This window comes from Sagittula stellata E-37 (assembly GCF_039724765.1).
Taxonomy (GTDB): Bacteria; Pseudomonadota; Alphaproteobacteria; order Rhodobacterales; family Rhodobacteraceae; genus Sagittula; species Sagittula stellata.
On record NZ_CP155729.1, the window covers coordinates 2,556,669 to 2,572,196 of the forward strand.

Below are 15,528 nucleotides of genomic sequence, written 5' to 3' on the forward strand. Positions count from 1 at the left end.
ATTGCTTATACAGAGTGCACTGCTCGATAGGTTTCTTGCCTGTATGAAACCTGCCTCAATGACTGAACCCCGGCTTCGGCCGGGGTTTTTTTCTGCCCGTTGATCGAGTGGCTCTGGCCTGACTGAAGTTGCGGAAACCGGAAGGGCGGTGCCGACGTGAGGAACGCGCCATGGCGTGACGTAGAGCGCTCGCGGCTGCCGGTCAATTCGAAGGCGCCGGGGTCCGGGCCCGGCGGCGCTTTCCAGCCGGTCCGTCCGGCAAGGTGCGAGACCTGCCACTGAAAATCCTCTGGTCCGAGACGGATTGCCCCTGTTGCGTCATTCGCCAAGGACTAGGATGCTGCAGGACAGCATGAACTCGCAGGGAGACAGAGACATGACCCTCAAGGGTAAGACGGCGGTGATCACCGGTTCCAATTCCGGCATCGGCCTCGGTATCGCGCACGAAATGGCGAAGGCCGGCGCAGACGTGGTCATCAATTCCTTCACGGACCGCGACGAGGACCACGCCCTCGCGAAAGAGATCGCCGAACAGCACGGCGTCACGGTCCGCTACATCAAGGCTGACATGTCCAAGGGCGATGAGTGCCGTGCCCTGATCGAGAAGGCCGGCGCCTGCGACATCCTTGTGAACAACGCGGGCATCCAGCACGTGGCCCCAATCGACGAATTCCCGGTCGAGAAGTGGGACGCGATCATCGCGATCAACCTGTCCTCGGCTTACCACACGACGGCCGCCGCGCTGCCGCTGATGCGCAAGGCTGGCTGGGGCAGGGTGGTCAACATCGCCTCTGCCCACGGCCTGACCGCTTCGCCGTACAAGAGCGCCTATGTCGCCGCCAAGCATGGCATCGTGGGCATGACCAAGGTCGTGGCGCTGGAGACCGCGAAAGAACCGATCACCGCAAACGCGATCTGTCCGGGCTACGTGCTGACACCCCTGGTCGAGGCGCAGATCCCCGACACGATGGAGAAATACGGCATGGGCCGGGAAGAAGTGATCGAGAAGGTCATGCTGGAACGCCAGCCGTCGAAGGAGTTCGCCACGGTCGAGCAGCTTGGCGGCACGGCGGTGTTCCTGTGCTCGGACGCGGCAAGCCAGATCACCGGCACGACGATCTCGGTCGACGGCGGTTGGACGGCGCTCTGACCAAGAGGTTGCCTCGGGCCGGGCGTTACACTTCCGGCCCGAACGCATGCTTTCGACGCGACGGCACAGGTAAGGGAGAACGGCTTTTCATGAAGAAACGGATCAATGTTGCCCTGCAGGGCGGCGGTGCCCATGGTGCCTTCACTTGGGGCGCGCTCGACCGGTTGCTGGAAGAGCCGGAGCTGGAGATTGCGGGCGTATCCGGCACGTCCGCCGGGGCCTTGAACGGCGCTGCACTGAAAGCTGGGCTGGTCGTCGGCGGCCCGGAAATGGCGCGGGCCAACCTCGACTGGGTCTGGGGCGAAATCGGCGCGCTGGACACCTCGATGCTGCCCGACTGGTTCTCGGCCTGGTTTCCGGACCCCGGGCATGTGTCCAAGAGCATAGAGTATTCCTTGCCGTACATGGTGGGAGACACCGTCAGCCGGATGATGTCGCCTTACGCCTGGGGCCCGCTCTACCGCAATCCGCTGGCGGCCATCGTCTCGCGGTTGGACTACGACTCGGTCTGTGCCGACGCTTCGCCGGAATTCTTCGTGTGCGCCACGCTGGTCCGGACGGGAAAAATCCGCATCTTCGAGGGCGACCGGATCGACACAAACGCCATCCTCGCCTCTGCCTGTCTGCCGACGATGTACCAGGCGGTGGAGATGGACGATCCTGAAACCGGTGTGTCGGAGGCGTTCTGGGATGGCGGTTACACCGGCAACCCCGCGCTTTATCCGTTCTTCAAGGCCGAATTGCCGGACGATATCGTGGTTATCAACATCAACCCTCTGGTGCGGGAGAAGGTGCCGGTGACGCCACCCGAGATCCAGAACCGGATCAACGAGATCAGCTTCAACTCGTCGCTGCTGAGGGAACTCAGGGCCATCGACTTCGTCCAGCGGCTGCTTGGCTCGGGCGTGCTGGCGCCGGGCACGATGAAGGACGTGCGGGTGCATATGATCTCGGACGATACGCTGATGAACGCGCTATCCGTCGCGACAAAGACTGTTGCCGTGCCGTCGGTGTTGGCGCAGCTGAAGGAGGCCGGACGCCGTGCGGCGGGTGCCTTCCTCGCGGATCACATCGACGATGTCGGCACATGCCAGACCGCGGACCTGCGGGCGATGTTCGAGTGAGACTGCGTCAGGACGCCTTCGCCCATTCCTCCACCGCCTGCTTGGCGTCCTGTCCGTTGGGGTAGACGAGCCCCGCCGAGATCACCAGCTTGGCGGCATCCTCGATGGTCATGTCCAGTTCGATCACGTCTTCGACCGGAAAGAACAGCAGGAATCCCGAGGTCGGGTTCGGCGTTGTCGGCAGGAAGACCGAGGTCAGCCCGGCAGAAGTTGGGGTACGGCGCGCGATCTCGCCCTTGGCGTCGGTCGAGATGAAGCCGATGGCCCAGATACCCTTGCGCGGATATTCGATCAGGCAGGCTTTTTCGAAGCTGCGCTCGGACTGTGCAAAGACCGTCTCGGCCAACTGCTTGATCCCCGAATAGATCGACCGGACGACGGGCGTGCGGTCCACGAGGCTTTCCGCGAAACTGATCATCGAGCGGCCGATCAGACCCTTGGCGATCCAGCCGACGACGATCGTGAACAACAAGAAGACGACCACGCCCAGCCCGCGGACGTTGACCTCGAGGAGTCCGTCGTTGTTGCGGTCGAGGAAGTCGAAAAGCCACGGGATACGCGGGTCACCGGCGGCGTTCACCATCCAGCTGTTGAGAAGCGCGGTGGGCTGCAGACGTTCGGGCACGAAGGGCCAGACGAAACCATCGACCCAACCAACCACGGTCCAGATCAGCCAGACGGTCAGACCGACGGGCGCGATCACGACGATGCCCGTCAGGAAAGAGTTCCGAAGGTTCGCCAACAGGCGTCCACGTTTCTTCGGCTCTGGTTCGAAAGGCGCGTTCATCGATGATCCGTCTGAAAAGGTTTCCGACGAAAGTATGCACTCGGATGCGGCGCCACAATGGGGCGCCACACGTTCAAGCGAAAAGTCAGGACAATCTGCCGAGTTCCTGAGCAATGCCAGCCGCAAGACGGGCATTGTTGAGGACAAGTGCGATATTGGCTCGCAGCGAGCGGCCTTCTGTCAATTCGAAAATCCGCTGCAGCAGGTAGGGTGTCACCGCCTTGCCTGTGATTCCATGTTTCGTCGCATCTTCTGTCGCGCGGGCAATGATCGGCGCAAGCGTTTCTGCGGCGATCTCGTCTGCTTCGGGGATCGGATTCGTCACGAGTTGTCCGCCGGGGAGGTCCAGGTCGCGGCGCATCTTGTGGGCAAGGGCGATGCCCTTTGCGGTGTCGATGCGCAGCGGCGCCTTCATGCCGGAATTGCGCGACCAGAAGGCCGGCAACTGGTCCTGTCCGACCGCGATGACCGGCACGCCGAGCGTTTCCAGAACTTCCAGCGTCTTGGGCAGGTCGAGGATCGCCTTCGCACCCGCCGCCACCACCGTCACGGGGGTCTGCGCCAGTTCCTGTAGGTCGGCGGAGATGTCGAAGCTCTCTTCCGCGCCCTTGTGCACGCCGCCGATACCGCCGGTCGCGAACACGTCGATGCCGGCGCGGTGCGCCGCGATCATGGTGGCCGCGACCGTGGTTGCCCCGGTGCCGCCGCTGGCAAGGCACGCCGCAAGGTCGGCACGCGACAGCTTCGCCACGTTCTTCGCCTGGGCGAGGCGCTCAAGCTGCTCGTCGGTCAGACCGACATGGATGCGCCCTTCGAGAACCGCGATGGTGGCGGGCACGGCACCGGCAGTGCGCAACTCTTCCTCCACCCGGCGGGCGGTTTCGAGGTTCTGCGGATAGGGCATTCCATGTGTGATAATGGTCGATTCAAGCGCGACGACCGGTTTTTTGGCGTCCATTGCGGCCTGAACTTCGGGCGAAAGCGTAATCATGATGGCATGTCTCCGGAAACGTAGGCGGCGGCCGCCTTCAAAGCATGGGACAGGGCAGACGGTCGGTCTTTGCCGGCGCGCTCTGCCGCGATATGAGCCGCCATGAACGTGTCGCCCGCACCGGTAATGCGAGTCACGAGGACCTTTGGCGGGCAGGCCCGGATCACGCCTTCAGAGGTGCCGTCGGCGCAGGTTTCGCCGCCGTGGGTCACGATAGCGCGCGAGGCGCCGCGCGCCAGCAGAGCCGCTGCGGCCTCCGGTGCATCGGCAAAGGTCTGCTGGCACAGCAGGCCGGCCTCTTCGAGGTTCACGTAAAGCGTGCCCCGGCCTGCGCGCAGGAAGGGCATCAGCCGCAATGCCTTTCCCGGACTGGCGGGGGCGATACGCAGGTCGGCAGCGGCGAAGGCCGGGGCGTCCGCGATCTCCGACAGGAGCGACTCGGTCAGGTTGCCGTCCAGCGCGACGGCGCCGGGGTAGGGCGCGTCGGCGGTCCCGAGCGGCCCGTCGATGAGCGGCCGCAGAATCTTCTTGCCGGCAGCTTCCAGCGAATGCGCATCCGCAATGGCGGCGATCAGCCCGTTGACACCTTCGATCGCCATGTACCGGTCGGTCGGCAGGTCCTCGGACAGGTAGACATGGTCGGTGTCGAGCCCGAGGGCCCGGCATTCGGCCAGCAGCTCGTCGCCCTGGCTGTCACGGCCAACCGAGGACAGCAGCGCCGGGCGCAGCCCGAACCGCGCAAGTGTCATGGCGATGTTCAGGGCAACTCCGCCGGGAATGCGTGTGATCCGCCCCGGCACGTCGGACCCGACCGTCATGTGCAGGTTGGCGCGCCCGATCACGTCCCAGAGGACGGAACCGATGCATAGAATATCCGGGGCCCGTGTCATGCGTGCCTTTTGGCGGGTTCATCCGCGCGGCGCAAGAGGAGCCATGGCGCACCACGCGGCAACCAAATTCCGCCGGCGCGGCTCAATCGTGGCATCGTTTGATCAAATCCGTACGGTGAGGGGTTTCGGCCCGCGCCGGAAAGCGTATGATTTGGCCAAACTCCGGAGGGAACCATGAACGAAATGAAGGATGTGAAACCGGCGCTGAAGGCCAAGGACGCCCCCGATCTCGGGGCCTTCGACTGGGAAGATCCCTTCCGGCTGACGGACCAGTTGTCGGAAGAAGAGCGTATGCTGGTAGAGGGTGCGCGTGCCTTCGCCGCCGAAAAGCTGGCGCCCCGCGTGACCCAGGCCTTCCTGGAAGAAACCGTCGCGCCGGACATCTTCGCAGAGATGGGCGGCATGGGCCTTTTGGGTGTCACGGTCCCGGAAGAATACGGCGGCCTGGGGTCGTCCTACGTGTCTTACGGCCTGATCGCCCGCGAGATCGAGCGCGTCGATTCCGGTTACCGGTCGATGATGTCGGTGCAGTCGTCTCTGGTGATGTACCCGATCTACGCCTATGGCTCGGAAGAGCAGCGCCGCAAATACCTGCCCAAACTCGCCACGGGCGAGTGGATTGGGTGCTTCGGCCTGACGGAGCCGGACGCAGGTTCCGACCCTGCCGGCATGAAGACACGGGCAGTGAAGACCGAAGGCGGCTACCGGCTGAACGGCTCGAAGATGTGGATTTCGAACAGCCCCATCGCGGACGTCTTCGTGGTTTGGGCGAAATCCGAGGCGCATGACGGCAAGATCCGCGGTTTCGTCCTTGAAAAGGGCGCCAAAGGCCTGACCGCGCCGAAGATCGAAAACAAGCTTAGCCTGCGCGCCTCGGTGACCGGCGAGGTCGTGCTGGACAACGTTGAGGTTGGAGAAGACGCGCTTCTGCCGCACGTTCAAGGGCTGAAGGGGCCGTTCGGCTGCCTCAACCGCGCACGCTACGGCATCAGCTGGGGCGTTCTGGGCGCCGCCGAGGCGTGCTGGCACGCGGCGCGTGCCTACGGCCTCGACCGCAAGCAATTCGACAAACCCATCGCCGGCACCCAGCTTTTCCAGAAGAAGCTGGCGGACATGCAGACCGAAATCGCTTTCGGCCTGCAAGGCTGCCTGCGTGTCGGACGCCTGATGGATGAGGCCCGCGGGGCGCCCGAGATGATTTCCATCCTCAAGCGCAACAACTGCGGCAAGGCGCTTGAGATCGCGCGAATGGCCCGCGACATGCATGGTGGCAACGGCATTTCGGCCGAGTTCCAGGTGATCCGGCACATGATGAACCTTGAAACGGTGAACACCTACGAGGGCACCCATGATGTGCACGCGCTGATCCTCGGGCGGGCGCAGACCGGGCTTCAGGCGTTCTTCTGATACGCGGTGCCCGGCGCTGCGGCTGCCGGGCACACCTCAACGTGCACGCAGTGGCCAGTTACGGTCGATGCGTGAAAGATCCCAGTGAAAACATGAAAAGTGGCGCGCAGGGCACTGATTTCACAGAAAGGTTTTGCTTTGATTGGCGCTTTGCGTCACGTGGCCCTCAACCGCTTTGGGATCAGGGTTGTCGGACTGGTCGTACTGCGCAGGTGAGGACAGCATTGGCAACGGGCCATTCATGGTCTCCGTGCAAGCATCTGGTTTGATACAAACTTGCACTTCGTTTGTGAGATCGCCTAGTGCGGTCATCCATCTTATAATCGGTATTATGTTTAAAACAGCCGTAGCCAATGCGGCTGATCAATGCGTGCTCCCAGGTGTTTGCGCTTCCACTACTGCGCGCAGCTAACCACACAGTTCACAACCGACACACGCATGAGGCTGGACAAGCAGGTTGACCAGTCGTTAACTCGCGGACCTCACTACCGGAGTCCCAACATGCCTTCTATTCTCGTGCTGAATGGTCCGAACCTGAACCTGCTTGGCACACGTCAACCCGAGATCTACGGATCAACCACGCTCGCCGATGTCGAAGAAATGTGCCGCGCACACGGTACGACCAAGGGTGTCGAGGTGACGTGCCTGCAGTCCAACTTCGAAGGCCAGCTCGTGACATGGATCCACGAAGCGCGCGGTGTGCATGACGGCATTATCCTGAACGCCGGCGCATACACACATACTTCGGTGGCTTTGATGGATGCGATCAAGGGCACGCAGATGCCCACGATCGAGCTTCACATAACGAATGTGCACGCGCGCGAAGCCTTTCGCCATCATTCCTACATCAGCCCTGTCGCAATCGGGGTCATGGCGGGATTCGGCGCCAAAGGCTATACTTTGGCTATCGACGCCCTGTTGGGCCATCTGGAGGGCTGATCCGTGACGCCGGACTTACGAAACAAGCTGATCGAACTGACCAACGTCGACCGTGTCGAAGTCCTGTGGGCGGAACATTGCAACCTGATGGACGCCTACGGGTTCGACCGTCTGATCTATGGGTTCACCCGGTTCCTGACGCCGAACTCGATGGGCGACCCGAACGATTTCGTCATTCTCAGCAACCACTTACCGGCCTATCGTAAAGGTTTTGTCGAAGGTGGGCTGTACCGCGATGCACCGATGGTTCGCTGGGCGTTGGAGAATGAGGGCCATTGTTCATGGCGCGTTCTGGCGGAACAGATCACCACCGGCGCGCTTTCGGAAAAGGCCCAGAAAGTCGTGGCTTTCAACGTCGCGCACAAGGTTCAGGCCGGTTACACGATCAGCTTCAAGTCTGTGTCGAGCCGCGCCAAGGGCGCGATTTCCCTGACGGCGCGGGCCGAGATGACACAAGACGACGCGGATGCGGTCTGGGCAGAGCACGGGCCGGACATCGTCCTGCTGAACAACCTTGTGCACCTGAAGATCCTCACCCTGCCCGTTCCGCTGCACAACCAGACACTGACACCACGCCAGCGCGAGGCTTTGGAGTGGGTCGGTGACGGCAAGACCATGCAGGACATTGCGCAGATCATGGGTTTGACACAGGCCACCATCGAAAAGCACCTGCGCCTCGCACGCGAGACCCTCAACGTGGAAACCACGGCACAGGCGGTCGCAAAGGCGGCATTCCACAACCAGATGTACATTATCGAGGCCTGATTCCACGCGCCTCTTGCGCCGCACCTTCGTTGTGGCGTCAAAATGATGCGGAAACGGGCAATCGGCTTTCGACTGAGCGCGGTTTCTTCCATTTATGTTATGCCAAGATTTCAGATTTCGAAATCTGCCGACGCAAGATCGTTAATTTTCCGTTTTTACCTGTTGGTCAGGAAATCCCGACTTTCTTTACCATGGGTAAATTGCGACTGTGTCGTCGTTCCGTGAGTGGTGGCTTTGGCCATGGAGCGAAGGAGCGGCACCCCGTGTATTTCCGGGCCCTGTCGATCTTCCGGTGCAAACCGGCGCTGGTCCAGCGGGGTAATTTCCGCCCCGTTGGCCGGCATCCCAATAGGGGTCCCCGGTCTCATCCCCAATGTCTCACCGGGGACCCCACCATTTCCCATATTCAGGAAACGAAAGCGCCAGTCCCTTTCAGAACCGGCGCAAACTTGAACTGTCGCGTGAGGGCGCCGCCTGTAACGACAGCGCCGTGCGTGAGGGATCTTAGCCCTGAGCGGCCTTCGCCACCTCGGCTGCGAAATCCTCTTCCTTCTTCTCGATGCCTTCGCCGACCTGCATGCGGACGAAGCCGGTGATCTCTGCACCTGCTTCCTTCGCGGCCTGCGCGACGGTCACATCCGGGTTCAGCGCAAACGGCTGACCGACCAGAGTGATCTCGGCGAGGAACTTCTTCATGCGGCCTTCGATCATCTTCTCGATCACCTGCTCCGGCTTGCCGGACTCGCGGGCGATGTCGATCTGCACCTGGCGCTCTTTCTCGACAACAGCCGGATCGAGGTCCGTCTCGTTCAGGGCGGCCGGGTTGGTGGCAGCGATGTGCATCGCGACCTGCTTGCCGAACTCTTCCGAACCGCCGGTCAGCGCAACCAGCACACCGATCTGGCCCATGCCGTCGGCGGCAGCGTTGTGCACGTAGGTGGACACGGTTTCGCCCGAGATCTTCTCCATCCGGCGCAGGGTCATGTTCTCGCCGATCTTGGCAACCGCGTCGGTGATGTTCTCCGATACCGGCTTGCCATTCAGCTGTGCGTCGGCCAGCGCCTCGACGGAGTCGACGGTCAGCGCGGCACCTGCAATGCCCGACACCATGTTCTGGAATTCGGCGTTCTTGGCGACAAAGTCGGTTTCCGAGTTGACCTCGACCGCGACACCCTGGCCGCCTTCGACCTTCACCGCGACGAGACCTTCAGCCGCAGTGCGGCCGGATTTCTTGGCGGCTTTCGCCAGACCCTTGGTGCGCAGCCAGTCGATGGCGGCTTCCATGTTGCCGTCGTTCTCGACCAGAGCCTTCTTCGCATCCATCATGCCTGCGCCGCTCATTTCGCGCAGTTCTTTCACCTGTGCAGCAGTGATCGCCATCGCTTGGCTCTCCTCATGTCATCTTGGTGGGGCGCCTGGGCCCCTTCAAACCGGCGCATTGCAGTCCCCTGCCCCGCGCCGGATCGCGAACCTCATGTCACGGGCAGGTATCGCTTTTGCGACAGGCCTGCCCGGACGTGGCTCAGCTGGCTTCGCCGCCAGCCAGCAGCTCTTCTGCCGGGGCTTCTTCGAGCGCGCCGAGGTCGACGCCTGCCGCTTCCATCTGGCCGGTCATGCCGTCCAGGGCCGCGCGGGACACCAGATCGCAGTAAAGCGCGATGGCGCGGGCCGCGTCGTCGTTGCCGGGGATGATGTAGTCGATGCCATCGGGCGAGCAGTTGGTGTCGACAATCGCGACGACCGGTATGCCCAGCTTGTTGGCTTCAGCGACGGCCAGCGCCTCTTTCTTGACGTCGATGACGAACAGCATGTCCGGCACGCCGCCCATCTCACGGATGCCGCCCAGGGACGCCTGCAGCTTCTGCTGGTCGCGTTCCATGTTCAGGCGCTCTTTCTTAGTGAGGCCTTCTGCACCGTTTTCCATCTGCTCGTCGATGGAACGCAGGCGGTTGATCGACTGCGAAACGGTCTGCCAGTTGGTCAGCGTGCCGCCGAGCCAGCGGTGGTTCATGTAGTACTGAGCGCATTTTTCAGCGGCTTCTGCGATCGGCTGGGCAGCCTGACGCTTGGTGCCGACGAACAGCACGCGACCGTTCTTGGCAACGCAATCACGGATCGCCTGCAGTGCCTGGTCCAGCAGCGGGACGGTCTGCGTCAGGTCCATGATGTGGATGCCGTTGCGCGCGCCGTAGATGAACTCGCCCATGCGGGGGTTCCAGCGCTGCGTCTGGTGGCCGAAGTGAACGCCAGCTTCAAGCAGCTGACGCATGGTGAACTCGGGAAGAGCCATGCCTTCTATCCTTTCCGGTTTAGCCTCGGCGGGGGATTTGTCCGGATCATTCCGGGCCAACCGGTGGACCCATGGGGATGTCTCCCCCATAAGGCCCGCCCCCGCCTGCGGGTTCGTGAGGGGCCATTACAGAGGTTTCACCACCATGGCAAGACCCAAAGCGGTTTGCGCATGTCGCACCGGTCGATCACGCAAGGCGTCTGGACAAACGCCCGTGTCTGGTTCGGGTGGGCGCGTTCCGGGATCGACCGGTGCGGCGCCCCTCAAGTGCGCCGCTGAACCTTTTGAAAACGCTGACGTTCAAAAGATGGCCCTGTCAGAGAAAAACCCGCTCCACGAACCAGTAGGCGCCGACGCAGGCAATCGCGACAGAGGCCGGCATGGCCACGTAGCGGCGGTAGGCGTGGAGGTGGTCCACGAAATGCGCCGACAACAGGCAGGCCACCGACAGGGCCGCCAGCGGCCAGAGGAAGATCGGTGCCTCTGCGCCCATGGCGGCAGTGAAGCCAGGCCCATTCAGCAGGTATCCCGCGGCCACGAAGACGATGGCCAGCACACCGTAGACCACCTGCGCCATGCGCTGATCGGCTTTCATGCGGTCGGTCCGCTGGGCCAGGGCAACCAGCAGGAAGGCCAGGGCGATGACCGTGAGCTGGCCGAATTCCACACCCACGTTGAAGCCGATAAGTGCCGGAATGAACTGGCCTTTCGGCAATCCGAACTCCTGCAGGACCGAGGCGAAACCGAGACCGTGCAGCAGGCCGAAGACGAATACGACCAGTGGCCGCCAGCGGTGGAGCTTGTCGGAGACGATGTTTTCGACCGCGACGTAGACGATGGAGGCGGCGATGATCGGCTCCACGATGCTGCCGGGGATCGACACATAGCCGAGCGCGCCAAGTGCCAGCGTCACGGTGTGGGCCAGCGTGAAGGCGGAGATCTGCCAAAGCAGCGGGCCGAGCCGGGTGGACAGGAAGAACAGCCCCAGCACGAAGAGGATGTGGTCGAGGCCCATGGGCAGGATGTGCTCGAAGCCTACGGGGATGTAACTGGCGAAGGTGGCGAACCAGCCTTGGGCGTCTCCGCCCGAAAGGGTGATCGTATCGGACGGGCCACCGGTCAGGTAGCCGGTATATCCGTCCTCGACGTCCATCTGCCGCAGGATCAGCGTGCCGTATTCCGACGGCCAGGACACGGTCAACGACTGCGTGCCGGACGGCAGATTTCCGTTCAAAAACAAGCGGCTTTCGCGCGGAAGTTCGATGTTGGGCACGTCTTCGACCTCGACGTTGCCCAGCGACAGCGGCACGTCGGTGCCGTCCTGCGTCGTTATCGTGACCGGTGCGAGGATGGCCTGAGACTCGGTCTGGATGCGCGTCCGAAGGTCATCGGGAGACAGCGCGCGCAGGGTATCGACCTCGGCTGCCTTGTCGGAGGCGTTGGTGTCCTCCAGCCCTTCGAGATCGACATCGGCCAGCAGCGGCTCCGCCGACAGGCGCAGCACCAGCGACAGGTCGGACCCATCGGTCGTCAGGTCGCCGATGGCTGGGCGGACCTCGTGGGCGGCGGCGGTTGTGAGCCACAGGAGGCTGGCAAGAAGGGCGGCAAGGGCGCGGATCATGGAGGTCTCCGTGGCGGCATTTTCGAACCATGATGACGCAATGTCCGATGGGATCAAGGGCTGATGCGGCCCAACCGTACGCCGGTAACCTGCCATAGCATGCCCCGGACGAATAAATGGCACGCGCGGAAGGGTAACGGAGCGTGCGGCCCAAGGACATACAACATGCAGCGGTTCGAAAAAGACGACACCACAACGGGTTAACAGATCTTAATAATTCGATCCGCGCGTTAAGGTGCGAACCGGCCGGTTCGCCCCCGATTCCCGGCCGGTTGTTAATCTTTTCCACGAATCTGTGCCGCTAAACCGTTGCGCAGGAATATTTTTCGTTAATCCGCCCGGAAACGTCGCGTCACGTGCCCTGCCCGCCTGATGCTCTGACAGATGCGGGGAACGGTCAGCCGGTCTTGTCGGTCACCGTCAGCCCGAGCATCCGCCAGCTTTGAATGCCGCCCCGATAGTAGAAGATGCGGTCTGCCGGATAGCCTGCCTCGATCATGTTGTGGATCGCGGTGGGCGACTGCCCGCACCACATGCCATTGCAGAACAGCGCGACCGGCCGCGCGTTTGCGCAATCCCACCCGTCGAAGTCCGGCTCGCAGCCAAGCTGCGCCAGTTCGTCGATGACGTAGGCGTAGGGGATGTTGACCGCGCCGGGGATGGAGCCGGTGCGGAACCAGTCTTCGGTGCGGCTGTCGATCACCATGGCGTCGGGGTCTTGCAGCATGTCCAGAAGCTCAAGCTCGCCGATGGTCGTCACGCCCGGTGCCGGCGTCATCGGCTGTATGCAGAACGGCGGGCAAGCGCGCGAGGTCTGCGCCCATTCGCCGTCAAGCTCGTTGGTCTGGTCCTGGATGCGGCTGATGGTGGCCGTTCCTCCCGCCGTCTCGACCGTGACCGAGGGCGTGTCGGGGGTGATGTTGACCTCTTCGGCCAGCAGCGGCGTGCTGAGCAACGCGCCCGCGACGATGGATCTGATGAGCATGGTGTGTCCTCCCTTGTGAAATGGAGGTTGGGGCCGGGCAGGCACAATTCAAGCGCGGGCGCCCTGCCCCTTGTGCTGCCGCCGGTCGGACGTCGCGCCTCACCTGCGCTCTGCAACGGTCCGGACGATGCGCCGGAACCGTTCCCTTGCCCCGGGGCTTCGCCCGTGATTGGCACGAACCGTCCCGCTGACGGTTCGCCACGCTCAGGACGCGGCATGGCCGCCTTGGGGATTCGCCCGCTCGTCGCTTGAAAGGTCCGCAGGACACTTCATCCGGCTGCGCCGGAACCGCGCCTCACCCCAGTGCATACCCCGCGCCGCGGACGGTGCGGAGGAGATCCTGGCCGCCGTGCTGGCTCAGCGCCTTGCGCAGGCGTCCGATGTGGACGTCGACGGTGCGGGTGTCGACATAGATGTCCCGGCCCCAGACCCGGTCCAGAAGCTGTTCGCGCGACCACACGCGGCCCGGCTTTTCCATGAAGGTGGTCAGCAGGCGGAACTCTGTCGGGCCCAGCTTCAGCGGCTTGCCGTTGCGGGTGACGCGGTGGGTTTCGGAATCGAGCACGATGTCCTCGTACTCCAGCCGCAGACCGGCGGCAGAGGGACGCGCGCGCCGGAGTTGCGCCCGCACCCGCGCCATCAGTTCGACGACCGAATAGGGTTTGACCACGTAGTCGTCGGCGCCGGTTTCCAGACCGCGCACCCGGTCCACCTCTTCCGAGCGCGCCGACAGCATGATGATCGGCACGTTGCGGGTTTCCGGCTTGGTCTTGATCTGGCGGCACACCTCGATCCCGGACACGTTGGGCAGCATCCAGTCGAGCACCACGATGTCGGGGTTTTCCTCCGCCATCATCAGCAGCGCCTCTTCGCCGTTGCCGGCGCTGGCCACCCGGAAGCCTTCGGCCTCCAGGTTGTAGGACAGGACTTCGCGTTGTGCCGGCTCGTCCTCGACAAGCAATACCGTGGGCTGATCCGCCGCCATCGCGCTCAGTCCTTGTCCGATTGGGTGAATTCCGACGACAGCCGGAAGTCCGTCGACGTGCGGTCGTGCTTCACCCGCGCCTCCGTCGGCATCTGGCCGGTGACGAGGAACACCACCTGTTCGGAAATCGAGGTCACATGGTCGCCCATGCGTTCGATGTTCTTGGCGATGAAATGCAAGTGCATGCAGGCGGTGATGTTGCGCGGGTCCTCCAGCATGAAGGTCAGGAACTCGCGGAACAGCGTGTTGTACATCTGATCGACGTCGCGGTCGCGTTCGATCACGTCGAGCGCCAGCGCCTCGTCGCGCTGGATATAGGCATCAAGCGCGTCCTTGAGCATCAGCTCGACCTCGCGGGCCATGCGGCGGAGCGAGGCGGCGGTTCCGCCGATCTGCTGCATCTGCGACAGGACGGAGGTCCGCTTGGCCATGTTCTTCGACAAATCGCCGATGCGTTCGAGGTTTGCGGACATGCGCATCACCGACAGCACGACCCGCAGGTCGGAGGCGATGGGCGCGCGGAGCGCGATGACCCGGGCGGCTTCCTCGTTGAGGCTTTCGTCCATGGCGTCGATGGCCTTGTCGCCCTCGCGGACTTTCTGGGCCAGTTCCTCGTCCCGCTTTTCGAGCGCGATGGCGGCGGAGATGATCGCCTCTTCGACGAGGCCGCCCATCTTCATGATCCGGGCCTGGATGCCTTCGAGGTCGCGGTCGAAGGCCGAGGCGATGTGCTGGTTCAGTTCGGTCATTGAATTATCCGATCCGTCCGGTGATGTAGCTTTCGGTGCGGGGATCTTCGGGGTTGGTGAAGATCTGGCCGGTTTCGCCGTATTCCACGAGGTTGCCAAGGTGGAAGAAGGCCGTTTTCTGGCTGACGCGCGCGGCCTGCTGCATGGAGTGGGTCACGATCACCACCGAGTAGTCCTGACGCAACTCGTCGATCAGTTCCTCGACCTGCGAGGTGGCGATCGGGTCGAGCGCGGAACAGGGTTCGTCCATCAGCAGGACTTCGGGTTCCGTGGCGATGGCGCGGGCGATGCAGAGGCGCTGCTGCTGGCCGCCCGAAAGACCGGTGCCGGGGGCGTTCAGGCGGTCCTTCACCTCGTTCCAGATGGCGCCGCGGCGGAGCGACTTCTCGACGATTTCGTCGAGGTCGGCCTTGTTCTTGGCCAGACCGTGGATGCGCGGGCCGTAGGCGATGTTGTCGTAGATCGACTTGGGGAACGGGTTCGGTTTCTGGAAGACCATGCCGACCTTGGCGCGCAGTTGCACCGGGTCGACGCGCTTGTCGTAGATGTCCTCGCCGTCGATCTCGATCTTGCCCTCGACGCGGCAGATGTCGATGGTGTCGTTCATGCGGTTGAGCGTGCGCAGGAAGGTGGACTTGCCGCAGCCCGAGGGACCGATGAAGGCGGTCACGGTCTTGTCCTCGATGTCAACGTCCACGTCCTTGATGGCATGGGTGTCGCCGTAGAATACCTGAACGCCACGGGCGCTGATCTTGTTCTCGGTCTGGGTCACGTCTCGTTCCGTATGCGATGCGTCGTACATGTTCATGGGTCCTATCCTAGCGTTTTGGCCGCCCGTCGGGAAT

At 63.0% G+C, this 15,528-nt stretch carries 15 protein-coding genes; 5 read left to right on the top strand and 10 right to left on the bottom strand.

Translation table 11 applies throughout. The annotated features are described in order from the left end of the window. Nucleotides 1–376: 376 nt before the first annotated feature. Nucleotides 377–1,150 carry a 3-hydroxybutyrate dehydrogenase gene (locus ABFK29_RS12130; protein ID WP_040605118.1) on the top strand — a complete coding sequence of 258 codons (774 nt, stop codon included), beginning with the start codon at nt 377–379 and terminating at the stop codon, nt 1,148–1,150. 89 nt (nt 1,151–1,239) lie between these two features. Continuing rightward, entirely contained in the window at nt 1,240–2,274 is a 1,035-nt protein-coding gene (locus tag ABFK29_RS12135) for a patatin-like phospholipase family protein (RefSeq protein ID WP_005863168.1), read from the top strand. Between the two features lie 7 nt (nt 2,275–2,281). Here ABFK29_RS12135 and ABFK29_RS12140 read toward each other — a convergent pair whose 3' ends face one another. The 3 genes from ABFK29_RS12140 to ABFK29_RS12150 form a co-directional block, all read right to left on the bottom strand. Further along, nucleotides 2,282–3,061 carry a DUF502 domain-containing protein gene (locus ABFK29_RS12140; protein ID WP_005863169.1) on the bottom strand — a complete coding sequence of 260 codons (780 nt, stop codon included), beginning with the start codon at nt 3,059–3,061 and terminating at the stop codon, nt 2,282–2,284. Nucleotides 3,062–3,146: 85 nt separating this feature from the next. Continuing rightward, complete coding sequence (locus tag ABFK29_RS12145; RefSeq protein ID WP_005863170.1) at nt 3,147–4,052, bottom strand: pseudouridine-5'-phosphate glycosidase; 906 nt, start codon at nt 4,050–4,052, stop codon at nt 3,147–3,149. Then, nucleotides 4,049–4,942 carry a PfkB family carbohydrate kinase gene (locus ABFK29_RS12150; protein ID WP_005863171.1) on the bottom strand — a complete coding sequence of 298 codons (894 nt, stop codon included), beginning with the start codon at nt 4,940–4,942 and terminating at the stop codon, nt 4,049–4,051. Before ABFK29_RS12150 ends, ABFK29_RS12145 begins: the two co-directional genes overlap by 4 nt. 183 nt (nt 4,943–5,125) lie before the next feature. Between ABFK29_RS12150 and ABFK29_RS12155 the strand changes: the two genes are divergently transcribed. The 3 genes from ABFK29_RS12155 (at nt 5,126) to ABFK29_RS12165 (ending at nt 8,053) form a co-directional block, all read left to right on the top strand. Further along, entirely contained in the window at nt 5,126–6,349 is a 1,224-nt protein-coding gene (locus ABFK29_RS12155) for an acyl-CoA dehydrogenase (RefSeq protein WP_040605119.1), read from the top strand. Nucleotides 6,350–6,850: 501 nt separating this feature from the next. Then, nucleotides 6,851–7,288: a type II 3-dehydroquinate dehydratase gene (gene aroQ, locus ABFK29_RS12160; protein WP_040605101.1), complete on the top strand. Its 438-nt coding sequence runs from the start codon at nt 6,851–6,853 to the stop codon at nt 7,286–7,288. 3 nt (nt 7,289–7,291) lie between these two features. After that, the gene (locus ABFK29_RS12165) at nt 7,292–8,053 is read left to right on the top strand and encodes a helix-turn-helix transcriptional regulator (protein WP_005863174.1); all 762 of its coding nucleotides are present in this window, start codon (nt 7,292–7,294) and stop codon (nt 8,051–8,053) included. A gap of 504 nt (nt 8,054–8,557) precedes the next feature. Here the strand turns inward: ABFK29_RS12165 and tsf are convergent. The 7 genes from tsf to pstB all read right to left on the bottom strand — a co-directional run bounded on the left by tsf (nt 8,558) and on the right by pstB (nt 15,485). After that, the gene (gene tsf / locus ABFK29_RS12170; protein ID WP_347099596.1) at nt 8,558–9,433 is read right to left on the bottom strand and encodes a translation elongation factor Ts; all 876 of its coding nucleotides are present in this window, start codon (nt 9,431–9,433) and stop codon (nt 8,558–8,560) included. A 142-nt stretch (nt 9,434–9,575) separates the two neighbouring features. Further along, entirely contained in the window at nt 9,576–10,343 is a 768-nt protein-coding gene (gene rpsB, locus ABFK29_RS12175; protein ID WP_005860719.1) for a 30S ribosomal protein S2, read from the bottom strand. Between the two features lie 316 nt (nt 10,344–10,659). Next, complete coding sequence (locus ABFK29_RS12180) at nt 10,660–11,964, bottom strand: HupE/UreJ family protein (protein ID WP_040604779.1); 1,305 nt, start codon at nt 11,962–11,964, stop codon at nt 10,660–10,662. A 397-nt stretch (nt 11,965–12,361) separates the two neighbouring features. Continuing rightward, nucleotides 12,362–12,949 carry a rhodanese-like domain-containing protein gene (locus ABFK29_RS12185; protein ID WP_005860723.1) on the bottom strand — a complete coding sequence of 196 codons (588 nt, stop codon included), beginning with the start codon at nt 12,947–12,949 and terminating at the stop codon, nt 12,362–12,364. 295 nt (nt 12,950–13,244) lie between these two features. Next, on the bottom strand, nt 13,245–13,934 hold the full coding sequence (gene phoB, locus ABFK29_RS12190; RefSeq protein WP_005860725.1) for a phosphate regulon transcriptional regulator PhoB: 690 nt from the start codon (nt 13,932–13,934) through the stop codon (nt 13,245–13,247). 5 nt (nt 13,935–13,939) lie between these two features. Further along, nucleotides 13,940–14,683, bottom strand: a complete 744-nt coding sequence (phoU, locus tag ABFK29_RS12195) for a phosphate signaling complex protein PhoU (protein ID WP_005860727.1) — start codon at nt 14,681–14,683, stop codon at nt 13,940–13,942. 4 nt (nt 14,684–14,687) lie between these two features. After that, nucleotides 14,688–15,485, bottom strand: coding sequence for a phosphate ABC transporter ATP-binding protein PstB (gene pstB / locus ABFK29_RS12200; RefSeq protein ID WP_040604806.1), 798 nt, complete (start codon nt 15,483–15,485; stop codon nt 14,688–14,690). Between the last annotated feature and the right edge of the window lie 43 nt (nt 15,486–15,528).